12 protein-coding genes are annotated in these 14,921 nt (G+C 65.6%); 7 read left to right on the forward strand and 5 right to left on the reverse strand.

Annotated elements, in window-relative coordinates; all coding sequences use genetic code 11:
• The first annotated feature begins 132 nt into the window (after window positions 1-132).
• Entirely contained in the window at window positions 133-279 is a 147-nt protein-coding gene (locus ACVIIV_RS24960) for a hypothetical protein (RefSeq protein WP_456746506.1), read from the forward strand.
• Between the two features lie 70 nt (window positions 280-349).
• Here ACVIIV_RS24960 and ACVIIV_RS24965 read toward each other — a convergent pair whose 3' ends face one another.
• From ACVIIV_RS24965 to ACVIIV_RS24975, 3 genes are all read right to left on the reverse strand, one after another.
• Entirely contained in the window at window positions 350-790 is a 441-nt protein-coding gene (locus tag ACVIIV_RS24965; protein ID WP_456748817.1) for an MgtC/SapB family protein, read from the reverse strand.
• Window positions 791-1,011: 221 nt separating this feature from the next.
• A complete protein-coding gene (locus ACVIIV_RS24970) occupies window positions 1,012-1,290 on the reverse strand; it encodes a hypothetical protein (protein ID WP_456746507.1) in 279 nt (92 codons plus the stop codon).
• A gap of 177 nt (window positions 1,291-1,467) precedes the next feature.
• Entirely contained in the window at window positions 1,468-2,856 is a 1,389-nt protein-coding gene (locus ACVIIV_RS24975) for a hypothetical protein (RefSeq protein WP_456746508.1), read from the reverse strand.
• 172 nt (window positions 2,857-3,028) lie between these two features.
• Between ACVIIV_RS24975 and glmU the strand changes: the two genes are divergently transcribed.
• The gene (gene glmU / locus ACVIIV_RS24980) at window positions 3,029-4,384 is read left to right on the forward strand and encodes a bifunctional UDP-N-acetylglucosamine diphosphorylase/glucosamine-1-phosphate N-acetyltransferase GlmU (protein ID WP_456746509.1); all 1,356 of its coding nucleotides are present in this window, start codon (window positions 3,029-3,031) and stop codon (window positions 4,382-4,384) included.
• Between the two features lie 6 nt (window positions 4,385-4,390).
• Here glmU and ACVIIV_RS24985 read toward each other — a convergent pair whose 3' ends face one another.
• Complete coding sequence (locus ACVIIV_RS24985) at window positions 4,391-4,609, reverse strand: hypothetical protein (RefSeq protein WP_456746510.1); 219 nt, start codon at window positions 4,607-4,609, stop codon at window positions 4,391-4,393.
• A 223-nt stretch (window positions 4,610-4,832) separates the two neighbouring features.
• On the opposite strand from ACVIIV_RS24985, the gene glmS reads away from it, so the two are divergent.
• From glmS to ACVIIV_RS25000, 3 genes are all read left to right on the forward strand, one after another.
• A complete protein-coding gene (gene glmS / locus ACVIIV_RS24990) occupies window positions 4,833-6,659 on the forward strand; it encodes a glutamine--fructose-6-phosphate transaminase (isomerizing) (protein WP_456746511.1) in 1,827 nt (608 codons plus the stop codon).
• 84 nt (window positions 6,660-6,743) lie between these two features.
• A complete protein-coding gene (locus tag ACVIIV_RS24995) occupies window positions 6,744-7,514 on the forward strand; it encodes a DUF502 domain-containing protein (RefSeq protein ID WP_456746512.1) in 771 nt (256 codons plus the stop codon).
• Window positions 7,515-7,618: 104 nt separating this feature from the next.
• Complete coding sequence (locus ACVIIV_RS25000) at window positions 7,619-8,473, forward strand: DUF1932 domain-containing protein (RefSeq protein ID WP_456746513.1); 855 nt, start codon at window positions 7,619-7,621, stop codon at window positions 8,471-8,473.
• A 173-nt stretch (window positions 8,474-8,646) separates the two neighbouring features.
• Here the strand turns inward: ACVIIV_RS25000 and recG are convergent, their stop codons facing one another.
• Window positions 8,647-10,755, reverse strand: coding sequence for an ATP-dependent DNA helicase RecG (gene recG / locus ACVIIV_RS25005; RefSeq protein ID WP_456748818.1), 2,109 nt, complete (start codon window positions 10,753-10,755; stop codon window positions 8,647-8,649).
• 255 nt (window positions 10,756-11,010) lie between these two features.
• Here recG and ACVIIV_RS25010 point away from each other — a divergent pair, with 255 nt between their 5' ends.
• Window positions 11,011-11,301: an FAD assembly factor SdhE gene (locus ACVIIV_RS25010; RefSeq protein WP_456746514.1), complete on the forward strand. Its 291-nt coding sequence runs from the start codon at window positions 11,011-11,013 to the stop codon at window positions 11,299-11,301.
• On the forward strand, window positions 11,298-14,816 hold the full coding sequence (mfd, locus tag ACVIIV_RS25015) for a transcription-repair coupling factor (RefSeq protein ID WP_456746515.1): 3,519 nt from the start codon (window positions 11,298-11,300) through the stop codon (window positions 14,814-14,816). Before ACVIIV_RS25010 ends, mfd begins: the two co-directional genes overlap by 4 nt.
• The last annotated feature ends 105 nt before the right edge of the window (window positions 14,817-14,921 follow it).

The following is a 14,921-nucleotide window of genomic DNA, read 5'->3' on the forward strand; positions in this document are numbered from 1 at the left end:
GTGCGGGCAGGCAACAGGGCAGGTGATGTTTCTGTTGATCCGGCTGCCCGAGCATCCTTTGGGAACACGCGAGGGTCGGGCTGGTTCTGAACATTGTGACGCCTGACGCAGGTTGCCGTCGAGGAGTGAGCCATGGACAAGCCAACGCAGAAGCAGCTGAGCGAGCTCAAAAGGCTGAGCAAGGAGGCGCGGGTGGACGATTGGTCGGAAATCGTCCAGTCAAAGGACGAAGCGGAGATGCGCATCCGCGATCTGAAGGAAAAGGCGCGCATCGAGTAGGTCATCGCCTGCATCAAGGGCCGATCAAGCTCGACCTCGATGGGCGGGTGTTTTCAAGCCGGCGCCAGGATTATTTCAAACCCAACCGCCGTTCGACCCAGCCCAGAACGAACAGCACGAGCAACGTCACCGCGATAGCTGCTCCGACAAGCAGCCAGGCTCCCAACGCGCAGGCAATGCCGAGGCCGGCCGCAATCCAGACGGTTGCGGCTGTGGTGAGGCCGTGAACCGTCTTCGCCTTGGCGTCGTGCAGGATCACGCCTGCGCCGATGAAGCCGACGCCGGTCAACACACCCGTAACGACGCCCTGAATGACTCTGGAGATCGCATCCGGGTGGTCGCGCAAGTTCTGGAACTCGATCACGGAGATCGAAACCAGTGCGGAGCCGAGAGCCACCAGCGCCAGGGTTCGCATTCCCACTGGCTTGTCGTGCATGTCGCGGTCGACGCCGATCAGCAGCCCTGTTCCCGCTGCGACGAGAAGCCTCAGAACGTCATCCAGTTCGTTCATCAAAACCCGCGAGTTCGGAAATAGGGCGACGCTTGGATTGGACCAGATATAAGTGCGAACGTGCTGCGAAAGCGCGGTTCAGGTCCAAGCGTCCGTTGGTCGCATGCTGCCGCAACTTCGAACGATCATCGCGATCGTGCGGTGCGGGGCCATCTCTGACAGGGCGACGACGCCGACCAGGTCGGCGCCGTCTGGCGGAGTTGAACGAATTCGACCGCGCATCAATACTTCTTGGTGCTCGAACCCGTGTTCTTGGTGCTCGAACCCGTGGTGTTCTGCATCTTCTGTCCGGGCGCGCTCTCCGAATGGCCCGGTCCAGCGGTGGTATTGGTCTGGTGACCAGGCGCATATTCGGAGGCGCCGGGACCTGTCGAAGGCTTCGTCGTGTTCTGCATCTGCTGACCCGGCGCGTTGCTCGAGGCGCCCGGCGATTTTGTCGTTTGCGCAAGCGCCGAGGATGCGGCGAGAACGGCGGCCGTTGCGATGACGAATTTCTTCACGTGTGTCTCCCTTGGTCATGGAGGCGGGCACGATGGCGTATCGGCCGCTCCGGTTCACGAGCGGGATAACCTGGCAATCTGCGGCTGGTTTCCATGACGGGCTGAAAATCGAGTCCGTCTGTGCGCGCGATAGGAAGCCGTCATTCACCGTGCGTTCAGGTGGAAACGGAATCTGTCCTATCGTCGGAAGAACGACGACAACGTCGATCCTGCGGACGTTGACGCCGCCTCCGGTTTCGCCGGCGCCGCCGGCGCAGGCTGCGCCGCGGGAGCAGGCGTGGGCTCCTCGCGCTTCGAGCGTTTTGAGGAATAGCTGCGGTGGCGCTGCGGCTTCTCGGGCTTTGCGCTCGGCGCGGGTGCGGTTTCGGCTTGCGGGACCGCGCCCTGATTCTTCTCCGAGCTCTTCTCTTGAACCCTGTCCTGAGCTTTCTCTTGCGTCCTCTCCTGGCCCTTGTCTTGGCTCTTGTCCTGGCCGCCGCGCATCGACAGGCGCTGGCCATCGAATACGGTGGTCTCGCAGTGACGGTCGTTCTCGGCGAGGCTCGCGCAGAATTTTGCGGCGGCGGCGGCGTTGACCAGGGGGCCGGCCCCTAGGCGGAGCTGCATGCCGAGGCCGGTGGTGCTTTCCTTGATCATGATGATCGGCCGCAGCGCCGCGATCTCCGGATTCGACTTGGTCAGGCCGCGCCAGAGCGCGCGCAGGCCGTCGATCGAGTTGGCGCCGCCGAGATCGATCGCAAAGCGGGTCTGCTGAACTGCGATCGCAGGGGATTCGCTCTCGGCCGCGTCCGATGATTTTGTTGCCGCCGCAACGACCTCGGCCGGGGCGGGCGCCGGCTCGGCCTTCTTCTCGGCAGCCTTCTCAGCCGCCTCGGGCTGAATCAGTTTCGATGCGGCCGGATCCGGCGGCGCCATGAGCGACTTGGACGGTACCAGCGGAATGGTCGGCAGCGCCGAATTCATCGCCGGCGTCTGTTGCACGAGCGAGGCGGCGGCCGCGGTCTGCGCCGGTGGGCTCGCCGGCTCCTTCAACGTTTCCTTCGCAATGTCCTTCTGAGAATCCTTGGCCGCTTCGGTGCGCGGCTTCTCGCTCGTCGGGGTCGAGGCGACCGGCGCGACGCTGGGAGCTGCGGGTGTTGGCGCTGCGTCCTGCGGCTTTGTGCCCTGCGGCGTGACGGTCTGCTTGGCAATGGCACCGGTGACGGAATCGAGCCCTTGCTCCAGCACGGTGACGCGCGAATACAGCCGGTCGCGGTCGCTGTTCAGTGTCTCGATGGCAGCGGCGAGGCGGCGGGCCTCGTTCTGGCTTTCCTTGGTCAGCACCTGGAGCCGGTCGGCCTGGCGCGCGAGATCGGCGGACGCAACCTGGTCGCGCCGCCATCCGAGCTGGACCTGGTTGGCGATCACGGCCATGACAACGGCGCCCACCGCCGCCACGCCCCACGAGCCCAGCCGCCACATCATACGGCGGTCGAACGCGTTTTCCTCGGCCAAAAGTCCGGAGAACAGCCCGCCGGTCTCCTTGGTGCCGAAGGCATCCGCCAGTGGGTCGGAATCCTTTGCCATGTACGTTGAGTGCCCAGCCCTGTCCGGCTTCCCCGAATCAATCATGGAACATTAACAGGAAATGCGCGCCGCACTTGAATTCCGGGCGTTTGCGGGGGTAGCAAGGCGATAGCTTCTGAGGGGCTCGCTGCCCGTCGCGCCAATTGATTCGGCTATATCTATCAGGATTGCGATGACCGCCCGTTCCAGCCTCACGATCGTGCTCGCCGCCGGCGAAGGCACCCGCATGCGATCGAGCCTGCCGAAGGTGCTGCATCCCGTCGCTTCCCAGACGTTGCTCGCCCATGTGCTCGCCGCCGCGCCGAAGGGAACCGGCACCTCGCTCGCGGTCGTGATCGGCCCCGATCACCAGGCGGTCGCTGATGAGGCGAAGCGGATCCGCCCCGACGCGCTCACCTTCGTGCAGAGCGAACGCCTTGGCACCGCGCATGCGGTGCTGGCGGCGCGCGAGGCGATCGCGCGCGGTGCGGATGATCTTCTCATCGCCTTCGGCGACACGCCGCTGATCTCGGCCGAGACCCTTGCGCGGCTCCGCGCGCCGCTCGCCGCGGGCGCCGCGATTGCCGCGCTCGGCTTTCGCGCCGCCGATCCCACCGGCTACGGCCGCTTCATCGTCGAGGGCGACCGCCTGGTCGCGATCCGCGAGCAGGCCGACGCCAGCGCGGAGGAGCGCAAGATCGACCTGTGCAATGCCGGCGTGATGGCGATCGACGGCCGCCGCGCGCTCGACATCCTCGGGCAAATCGGCAACGCCAATTCCAAGGGCGAATATTATTTGACGGATGCGGTCGAAATCGTCCGCAGGCAGGGATGGGAGTCCGTGGTGATCGAGACGAGCGAGGACGAGGTACGCGGCATCAACACCAAGGCACAGCTCGCCGAGGCCGAAGGCGTGATGCAGGCGCGCTTGCGCAGAGCGGCGATGGAGGCCGGTGTCACGCTGATCGCGCCGGAGACCGTTTATCTCTCCGCCGACACAGTTTTCGGCAAGGACGTGACCATCGAGCCATTCGTGGTGATCGGCCCCGGTGTGTCGATCGCGGACGCCACCGTGATCCATTCCTTTTCACACATCGTGCAGACCACGCTCGGCAAGAACGTCTCGATCGGTCCCTATGCGCGGTTGCGTCCCGGCACCTCGCTCGGCGATGGCGCGCGCATCGGCAATTTTGTGGAGACCAAGGCGGCGACGCTGGAGGCCGGCGTCAAGGTCAACCATCTCTCCTATATCGGCGATGCCACCGTCGGCGCCAATTCAAACATCGGCGCCGGCACCATCACGTGCAATTACGACGGCTTCAAGAAGCACAAGACGGTGATCGGGCAGGGTGCCTTCGTCGGCACCAACTCCTCGCTGGTCGCCCCGGTGACAATCGGCAACGGCGCCTATATCGGCTCGGGCTCGGTGATCACGAAGGATGTACCCGACGACGCGATGGCGCTGGAGCGCAACCAGCAGACCATCCGGGAAGGCGGCGCCGCGCGCTATCGCGAGCTGAAGACCGGCGGGAAGAAGGCCGAAAAATAAGCGCCGCTACTCGTCGTCGGCGAATTCGGAGAAGATCGCGCGGGTCAGGCGCCAGCCGCGCGGCTTGGCGCGCTTCACCGGCGCGCCTTCGGGATGCTTGATGAAGAGAGGCTTGTTCTCCTTGCCGCGCAGGGGCGGCGGCCAATGCGCAAGGTGCGTGCCCGTGGTCTCGCTGGCGCGGACGGACATCGATGACAGGCCTTTGCGGTCGGACGAGCCCTTCATGACCTTGTGTCTCCTGGGTAGGAATCGTTGGTCAAACTTGTTAATAGCAAGTTAATGCGCGCGGTCTGAGGCCGGCCAATTCGACGCAGGCGAAGTTCGGGTCGCGACCCGGTGCTGTCTCAATCAGCAATAAATATTGAGTATCTGGTTCCCAGGTAGTTTCGCTAAAAATCGAGCGTGTCGTTTAGGCGATTTTTCGACGATTTGGGGGATAGTGATCCGCATGTGCGGGATTGTCGGCATTCTCGGGCGCGAGCCGGTTGCAGAGCAATTGGTGGATTCGCTCAAACGTCTTGAATATCGCGGCTATGATTCCGCGGGCGTTGCCACGCTCGAAGGCAAGCACCTGGAGCGTCGCCGCGCCGAGGGCAAGCTGAAGAATCTGGAGAAGCGGCTCGAGGCGGAGCCGCTCAAGGGCACCACCGGCATCGGTCACACGCGCTGGGCCACCCACGGCAAGCCGACCGTCAACAACGCCCATCCGCATGCGACCGAACGCGTCGCCGTCGTCCACAACGGCATCATCGAGAATTTCCGCGAGCTCCGCGAGGAGCTCGAGACGAAGGGCACGGTGTTCCACACCGAGACCGACACCGAGATCGTTCTGCATCTCGTCGACGATCTGCTCGCGCGCGGCAACAAGCCGGTCGAAGCTGTCAAGCTGACGCTGGCGCGCCTGCGCGGCGCCTTCGCGCTGGGCTTCATCTTTGCCGGCGACAACGACCTCATGGTCGGCGCCCGCAACGGACCGCCGCTGGCGATCGGCTACGGCGACGGCGAGATGTATCTCGGCTCGGACGCCATCGCGCTCGGCCCGTTCACCGATACGATCAGCTATCTCGAGGACGGCGACTGGGTCGTGCTGACCCGCAACAGTGCAAAGATCTTCGACAAGGACGGCTACGCCGTCCAGCGCGACAAGATCAGGCATGCGGCCTCGACCTCGCTGGTCGACAAGGCCAATTACCGCCACTTCATGGCGAAGGAGATCCACGAGCAGCCGGAGGTGGTCGGCCACACGCTGGCGCGCTATGTCGACATGGCGACCGAGCGCGTCGCTCTGCCGGTGCAGCTGCCGTTCGACTTCAACACCATCCAGCGCATCAACATCACGGCCTGCGGCACCGCGAGCTATGCCGGTTTCGTTGCAAAGTACTGGTTCGAGCGCTTTGCGCGCCTGCCGGTCGAGGTCGATGTCGCCTCCGAATTCCGCTATCGCGAGGCGCCCCTGCGCAAGGGCGATCTCGCCATCTTTATCTCGCAATCCGGCGAGACCGCCGACACGCTGGCGGCGCTGCGCTATGCCAAGGCGGAAGGCGTGCATACGGTGGCCGTCGTCAACGTGCCGACCTCGACCATCGCGCGCGAGAGCCACACCGTGCTGCAGACGCTGGCCGGGCCGGAGATCGGCGTTGCCTCGACCAAGGCCTTCACCTGCCAGCTCATGGTGCTCGCCGCACTCGCGGTGGCGGCCGGCAAGGCGCGCGGCGTATTGTCCGACGAGGACGAGATCAAGCTCGTGCACGGCCTGGTCGAGGTTCCGCGCCTGATGGCGGATGCGCTCACCACGGAGATCCAGATCGAGCGCCTCGCGCGCGAGATCGCGAAATCGCGCGACGTGCTCTATCTTGGCCGTGGCACCAGCTTTCCGTTGGCGCTCGAAGGCGCGCTGAAGCTGAAGGAGATCTCCTACATCCACGCCGAAGGTTATGCCGCCGGCGAGCTCAAGCACGGGCCGATCGCGCTAATCGACGAGACCATGCCGGTCGTCGTCATCGCGCCCCACGATCGCGTGTTCGAGAAGACCGTCTCCAACATGCAGGAGGTCGCCGCGCGCGGCGGCAACATCATCCTGATGACCGACGCCAAGGGCGCGGCGGAGGCGACCGTCGAGTCTCTCGTCACCATCGTCATGCCCGACATGGCGGCGGCATTCACGCCGATGGTCTATGCCGTCCCCGTGCAGCTGCTCGCCTATCACACGGCTGTCGTGATGGGGACCGACGTCGATCAGCCGCGCAATCTCGCGAAATCGGTGACCGTGGAATAGGCAATCGGGATATCGGTCGGTCGCAGTCTTCCAAAACCTGCTAGAAGACCCTAGCTTGCTTGTAGCGACCGACCTGGAACCCGAATGACCCCCCGCGACGACGCGCCTGCGCCTCTTGATCCCGTTCCGGAACCGCATACCGGCCTGATGGGCCGTTTCCGCAATTATTTCCTCACCGGCCTCGTCGTGACGGGGCCGATCGCGATCACCCTCTATCTGGTGTGGTGGTTCGTCACCTGGGTCGACGGCGTGGTGCGGCCGTTCGTGCCGCTGGCCTATCGGCCGGAAACCTATCTTCCTTACGGCGTTCCCGGCTGGGGACTGATTGTCGCATTCTTCACGCTGACGCTGGTCGGCTTCCTCGCGGCCAATTTGATCGGCCGCACGCTGGTCGATGTCGGCGAGACCTTCCTCGGCCGGATCCCGGCAGTGCGCGCCATCTATCGCGGCCTGAAGCAGGTGTTCGAGACGCTGTTCTCGGGCAAGGGCTCGAGCTTCCGCAAGGTCGGCCTCGTCGAGTTTCCTTCGCCGGGCATGTGGTCGATCGTGCTGATCTCGCAATCGCCGAACGAGGACATCGCGCGCAACCTGCCAGGGCAGGAGGAGCACGTCTCGGTGTTCCTGCCGTGCTCGCCGAACCCGACCACCGGCTTCTTCTTCTATGTCCCGAAGAGCAAGATCATCGAGGTCGATCTCAGCGCCGAAGACGCAGCCACGCTGATCATGTCGGCCGGCGTCGTGCAGCCGGGCTCGGCACCTGATCCGAAGAAGGCGGCGGCGCTTGCCGGCGTGGCGAACGCCGCGCGCATTGCAAATGCCTCCGCGCTCCAGCCCGAGCCTGCGAAGGCGGAGTAGGGCCATTCCGTCGCGGGATGGCCACGTTCACGCGGGCGCATCCGGCCTCTGCTATTCTCGGGTTGATCCGAGCGCACTGCTCGGAAGTCGACCTGGAGTGCACGATGTCCAAAACCATTGCGATCCTCGCCCCCGGTGCCATGGGCGGCGCCGTGGCCCGCCGGCTCAGCGAAAACGGCGCCCGCGTGCTGACGTCGCTGAAGGGCCGGAGCGAGGCGACGCTGAAACGCGCGGCGGACGCCGGGATGATCGGCGCCGAGGACGATGCGATTGCTGACGCCGACATCATCCTCTCGATCGTGCCGCCGGGCGAGGCTGTGGCGCTGGCTGAACGGCTGGCCTCGCTGATCGTCAGGCGCGAGAAGAAGCCTGTGGTGGTCGACTGCAACGCCGTCAATGTCGATACGGTGCAAAGGATCGAGGAGATCATCGGCTCGGCCCAGGCGCCGTTCGTCGATGCCGGCATCATCGGCTTTCCGCCGCAGCCAGGCGGCAAGAGCCCGGCCTTCTACATGTCCGGCGAGCATGCCAAGGACGTCGCCGTGCTGAAGGATCTCGGCCTCGACGTGCGGGTCGTCGAAGGACCGGTCGGCGCGGCGTCAGCGTTGAAGATGTCGTACGCCGGCATCGTCAAGGGTCTCGCCGGCATCGGCTCGGCCATGGTGATCGCGGCCACGAAGGCGGGCGCAGCCGATGCGCTGCGCGACGAGCTCGCGCTCAGCCAGCCGGCAATTTTGGCGCGGCTCGACGTCGCGCTGCCGGACATGATTCCGAAAGCCTATCGCTGGGTCGCGGAGATGCGGGAGATTTCCGGATTCTTGGGCCCGGATCATCCGGCCAGCCAGATCTATGAGGGGTTTGCACGGTGGTTCGAGCATCTGGCTGAGGATGCGAAGGGGGAGGCTGTGGAGGTGGAGCTGATGAAGGCGTTTGCCGAGACGAGCAAGAAGAGGGGATGAGGGCAGTCTCCGCGTACAGACCCGTCGAGTTGCGGATGTCTTCGCATCGTCATTGCGAGCGCAGCGAGGCAATCCAGACTGTCTCCGCGGAGGAATTCTGGATTGCTTCGCTCCGCTCGCAACGACGAGGAGGAGACTCTGCGAGTCCCTCTTGGACCATCTTTGCGGAAGCCTCAGCCTGCCCCGATCAGCGGGATCGCCTCGTCCCGTTCGTACAGGTACAGCAGGCACCGCAGCGCCTCGCCGCGCTCGCCCTTCAGTTTCGGATCGTCCTTCAGGATTCGCAGCGCCTCGTCGCGGGCCTGGGCGATGAGCTGGCCGTGCACCTCCGGGCGCGCGATGCGGTAGCCGGGCAGGCCGCTCTGGCGTACGCCCAGCACGTCGCCTTCGCCGCGCAGCTTCAGGTCTTCCTCGGCAATGCGGAAACCGTCGGTGGTTTCGCGGATCACCTTCAGCCGCGCCTTGGACATCTCGCCGAGCGGCTCGCCATAGAGCAGGATGCAGGTCGAGGCCTCGGAGCCGCGCCCGATGCGACCGCGAAGCTGGTGCAGCTGGGCAAGGCCGAAGCGCTCGGCGTTCTCGATCACCATGATGGTCGCGGCCGGCACGTCGACGCCGACCTCGACGACGGTGGTTGCGACCAGCAGGCCGATCTCGTGGGCGGCGAACTGGCCCATCACCCGGTCCTTTTCCGTGCCCTTCATCTGGCCGTGGACGAGGCCGACACGCTCGCCGAAACGTCTTTGCAGGCTCTTGAAACGTTTGGTCGCGTTGGTGAGATGCTCGGTGCCCTCGGCCTCGGATTCCTCGACCAGCGGACAGATCCAGTAGACCAGCTTGCCGGCTTCGAGCGCGCGGCCGACACCTTCCATGACCTCACTGATCCGGCTCATCGGCACCGCGCGGGTATCGATTGGCTGGCGGCCGGCCGGCTTTTCGCGCAGCTCCGAGATGTCCATGTCGCCGAAATAGGTCAGCACCAGCGTGCGCGGGATCGGCGTGGCGCTCAGCACCAGCACGTCGACGGCCTCGCCCTTGGACGTCAGCGCCAGCCGTTCGCGCACGCCAAAGCGGTGCTGCTCGTCGACGACGGCGAGGGCGAGGTCCCTGAAGATCACATCGTCCTGGATCAGCGCATGGGTGCCGACGAGGAGATCGATCTCGCCCTCGGCGAGCTGGGTGATGATTTCGCGGCGCTCCTTGCCCTTTTCCCGGCCTGTGAGGATGGCAACGCGCATGCCGGCGCGCTCGGCCAGTGGCGCGATGGTCTTGATGTGCTGGCGCGCCAGGATTTCGGTCGGGGCCATCAGCGCGGCCTGCTTGCCGACCTCGGCGACTGCGGCGGCAGCGAGCAGCGCCACCACGGTCTTGCCAGAGCCGACGTCGCCCTGGAGCAGGCGCAGCATGCGCACAGGCTGCTTCAGATCCTCGGCGATGGCGGCGGCGGCGTTGCGCTGCGAGGGCGTGAGGGCATAGGGCAGGGCGTCGATGATCTTGCTGCGCAGGTGCCCATCGCCGGCATTGCGGACGCCGGCCGGCCGACGCAGCTGTGCGCGGATCAGTCCCAGCGCGAGCTGGCCGGCCAGCAGCTCGTCGAACGCGAGTCGCGACCAGAACGGATGATCGGGCAAAATGTCCGTGAGCTCGACCGGCTGGTGCACGCGCGTGAGCGCTTCCGCGACCGGGGGGAAATTGCAGCGGCGCAGCACCTCGGGGCTGATCCATTCCGGCAGAGCGGGGAGCTTCTGCAGCGCCTGCGCGATCGCGCGGCGGAGCGAGCCGAGCGCGAGGCCCTCGGTCAACGGATAGACCGGGTCGATCCCGGACAGCTTTGAGATCGCCTCCTCGTCGAGCACGCGATCAGGATGCACGATCTGCGGGATGCCGTCATACATCTGCAGCGTGCCGGAGACGTAGCGCTTCTCGCCAACCGGCAGCAGCTTCTCGACATAGCCGGGCTTGGCGCGGAAGAAGGTCAGCAAGACATCGCCGGTATCGTCGCTGGCATAGACCAGATACGGCGCGCGCGAATTGCGCGGCGGAGGCGGGCGGTGGCGATCGACGGTGACCTCCAGCGTCACCATGGTTCCAACGGCCGCGTCGCGGATCTTCGGCCGGGCCCGGCGGTCGATGACCTGGCTCGGCAGATGCAAGAGCAGATCGACCAGCCGTGGCGCCTCGCTCCGGCTGAGCAGATACTGCAACAACTTGTCCTGCTTCGGACCGACGCCGGGCAGGCTGGTCACGGGAGCAAACAGCGGATTGAGCAGGCTGGGGCGCATTTTCGCAACATTCGTCATGCGCGGGCTCGACCCGCGCATCCATCTATTCAAGAGGATGGATTGCCGGGTCCCGGCTCCGCAAGGGGCTTCGCCGGGCTCCCGATAGCAGGCCGGCGAAGCTTTGCGAAGACGGCAAGCCCGGCAATGACGACCGTAAACAATTGCAACAACAAAAGGCTGACATGGCCACCTTGAGTGGCTATATCACCCCCGCCCGGCACGTCCGGGCTTTCTGCGTTTGACTGGATTTGAGACATGACGGGAACGACACGATCGAGCAACGGGCTGGACGAGCGCCGCAAGCGGCTTCTGTTCCGCTGCTGGCACCGCGGCACGCGCGAGATGGACCTGATCCTCGGCCGCTTCGCGGATGCCGAGATCGGCAACCTGTCCGACACCGAGCTCGGCGAGCTCGAGCGCCTGCTCGAGGTCAACGATCCCGATCTCTATGCCGCCATCACCGGCGACAAGGTGCTGCCGGCCGACGTCACCGGCGCGCTGTTTGCCCGCATCAAGGCGTTTCCGATCGCGGACGGCAACGCATGAAGCAGGGAATGAAATCGCCGGCCGAGCTGCTCGCGCCCGGCCGCGCGCTGACGCTCGCCAATGTCGCGGAGGGTGCCGAGGGCCTCGTCGTTTCCGATCTCGCCCGTGCGATCGCGGCACGGCCGAAGAAGCCGGCGGTGAGCCTCGCCGTGGTCTGCCGCGACGGTCCGCGCATGCAGCAGCTCGAACGCGCGCTCAGGTTCTTTGCGCCCGATCTGCCGGTGCTGACCTTTCCGGCCTGGGACTGCCAGCCCTATGACCGCGTCTCGCCGCATGGCGGCATCCTGGCGCAACGCCTGACGACACTGGCGCGGCTGGCTTCGCTCACCGGTAGCGACAAGCCGCTGATCGTGCTGACGACGGTGAACGCGGTGGTGCAGCGCGTGCCCGCGCGCGAGCTTGTCGCGGCGCAGGCCCTATCGGTCGCGCCGGGCAACGTCGTGCCGATGGACACCGTCGTCGCCTGGCTCGAGCACAACGGCTACAACCGCTCCTCCACCGTGCGCGAGCCCGGCGAATACGCCGTGCGCGGCGGTATCCTCGACCTGTTTCCGGCCGGCCTCGAGCAGCCGGTGCGTTTCGACTTCTTCGGCGACAGCCTGGAATCGATCCGCTCCTTCGATGCCGAGACCCAGCGCACGCTGCTCGACATGCGCTCGCTCGACCTCGTGCCGGTCTCCGAGTTCCAGCTCGTCACCGACACCATTCGCCGTTTCCGCATGGGCTATGTTGCCGAGTTCGGCGCGCCCGAGCGTGACGATGCGCTGTACGAGGCCGTCAGCGAGGGCCGCCGCCATCCCGGCATGGAGCACTGGCTGCCGCTGTTCCAGGATCGGATGGACACGCTGTTCGATTATCTGCAAGGCGCGGCGGTCGCGATCGAGCCGCAGGCCGAGGACGCCGTCCGCGAGCGCTTCAAGCAGATCCTCGACTATTACCAGGCCCGTCGCGAGGCGATGGAGCATCCCGGTGGCGGCGCCATCTACAAGCCGCTGCCGCCCGACCGGCTCTACCTGACCGACGAGGAATGGACCAAGCGCCTCGGCGACATCCCGCTGGCGCGTCTGACGCCGTTCTCCGTGCCGACCGATGGCACTTCGGTGGTGGATGCCGGCGCGCGCAAGGGCCGCGACTTCGCGCCGGAGCGCAACGACACCAATGTCAACGTGTTCGAGTCCGTCGTCAGCCACGTCATGGCGTTGCAGGCGCAGCGCAAGAAGGTCGTGATCGCGCTGTGGACCGAAGGTTCGCGCGACCGCATGACATCGATGCTGCGCGACCACAAGCTCGCCCATACCACCAGTGTCAACAGCTGGCGCACGGTGCAGGCGACCCCGCGTAACGAGACCATGCTCGCCGTGCTCGGCCTCGAGAGCGGTTTCGAGACTGACGAGATCGCTATCATCAGCGAGCAGGACATCCTTGGCGACCGCCTGGTGCGGCCGCGCAAGGTCAGCCGCAAGCTCGACAATTTCATCTCGGAAGTGACGAGCCTTGCCGCCGGCGACATCGTCGTCCATGTCGAGCACGGCATCGGCCGCTTCATCGGCCTGCAAACGCTCGACGTCGCCGGCGCGCCGCATGACTGCCTCGAGCTGCATTATGCCGCCGAGACAAAACTGTTCCTCCCGGTCGAGAACATCGAGCTGCTGTCGCGCTACGGCTCCGACCAGACCACGGTCGAGCTCGATCGTCTGGGCGGTTCCGGCTGGCAGACCCGCAAGGCCAAACTCAAGAACCGCATCCGCGAGATCGCGGGCGAGCTGATCAAGATCGCCGCCGAGCGCATGCTGCACGAGGCGCCGAAATTGCCGGTGCAGCAGGGCCTCTACGACGAGTTCTGCGCGCGCTTCCCTTATGACGAGACCGAGGACCAGTTAGGGGCCATCGAGTCCACGCTGAAGGATCTCGAAAAGGGCCGGCCGATGGACCGGCTGATCTGCGGCGACGTCGGCTTCGGCAAGACCGAGGTGGCGCTGCGTGCCGCCTTTGCGGTTGCGCTCGACGGCAAGCAGGTTGCGGTGGTGGTACCGACCACACTGCTGGCTCGCCAGCACGCGAAATCCTTCAGCGAGCGTTTCAAGGGCTTTCCGGTGAACGTGGCGCAGGCCTCGCGCCTGATCCCGACCAAGGAGCTGAACCAGGTCAAGAAGGGTATTGCTGACGGCTCGGTCGACATCGTCGTCGGTACCCATGCGCTGCTCGGCAAGGCGATCAAGTTCCGCGATCTTGGCCTGCTCATCGTCGACGAGGAGCAACATTTCGGCGTCAGCCACAAGGAGCGGTTGAAGGCGCTGCGCGCCGAGGTGCACGTGCTGACGCTGTCGGCGACGCCGATCCCGCGCACGCTGCAGCTGGCGCTCACCGGCGTGCGCGAGCTCTCGATCATCGCCTCGCCGCCGGTGGATCGCCTCGCGGTGCGCACCTTCGTCGCCCCGCACGATCCCTTGATGATCCGCGAGGCGCTGCTGCGTGAGCGCTATCGCGGCGGCCAGGCGTTCTACGTGGTGCCGCGCATCGACGATCTCGCCGAGGTCAAGGACTTCCTCGACAAGAACGTGCCGGAGATGAAGGTCGCAGTTGCGCACGGCCAGATGCCGCCCGCCGTGATCGAGGACATCATGACCGCGTTCTACGACGGCAAGTTCGACATCCTGTTGTCGACCACGATTGTCGAGTCCGGCCTCGACATTCCCAACGCCAACACGCTGATCGTGCACCGCGCCGACATGTTCGGCCTCGCCCAGCTCTACCAGCTCCGCGGCCGCGTCGGCCGCTCCAAGCTGCGCGCTTATGCGCTGTTCACGCTGCCGGCGCAGCAGAAGATCACGGCGCAGGCCGAGCGCCGGCTCACCGTGCTGCAATCGCTGGAGACGCTGGGCGCGGGCTTCCAGCTTGCCTCGCACGACCTCGACATCCGCGGCGCCGGCAATCTGCTCGGCGAGGAGCAGTCCGGCCACATCAAGGAAGTCGGCTTCGAGCTTTACCAGTCGATGCTGGAGGAGGCGATCGTCAACCTCAAGGCCGGCGTCTCCGAGCCTGCCGCCGACCGCTGGTCGCCGTCGATCACCATCGGCATGCCCGTGCTCATCCCGGAGGACTATGTCAGCGATCTCTCGGTGCGGCTGTCGCTGTACCGGCGCCTCGCCGACCTCGACACCGAGGAGGAGATCGAAAATTTCGGCGCCGAGATGCGCGACCGCTTCGGCGTCCTGCCCGACGAGGTGCGCTATTTGTTCAAGGTCGCCGCGATCAAGGCGTTCTGCCGCCGGGCCAATGTCGAGAAGATCGACGCCGGCCCGAAGGGCGCCGTCATCGTCTTCCGCGACAATTCCTTCGCCCATCCCGAGCGCCTCGTGACCTTCATCCGCAGCTACGGCCAGGCCGCCAAGGTGCGGCCCGACATGAAGGTGGTGTTCCTGCAGGACTGGGAAACCCCGGAAGAGCGCCTCGTCGGCACCACGGAGATCATGCGGCAGCTGGCGCAGCTCGCCGAGAGCAAGAAGGCGGCGTAGGAGGCACCAGCCTCACCACGTCATTGCGAGCGTAGCGAAGCAATCCAGAAATGCGTCCGCGGAGACAGACTGGATTGCTTCGCTGCGCTCGCAATGACGGTGTTT

Source organism: Bradyrhizobium sp. USDA 4354 (genome assembly GCF_054060315.1).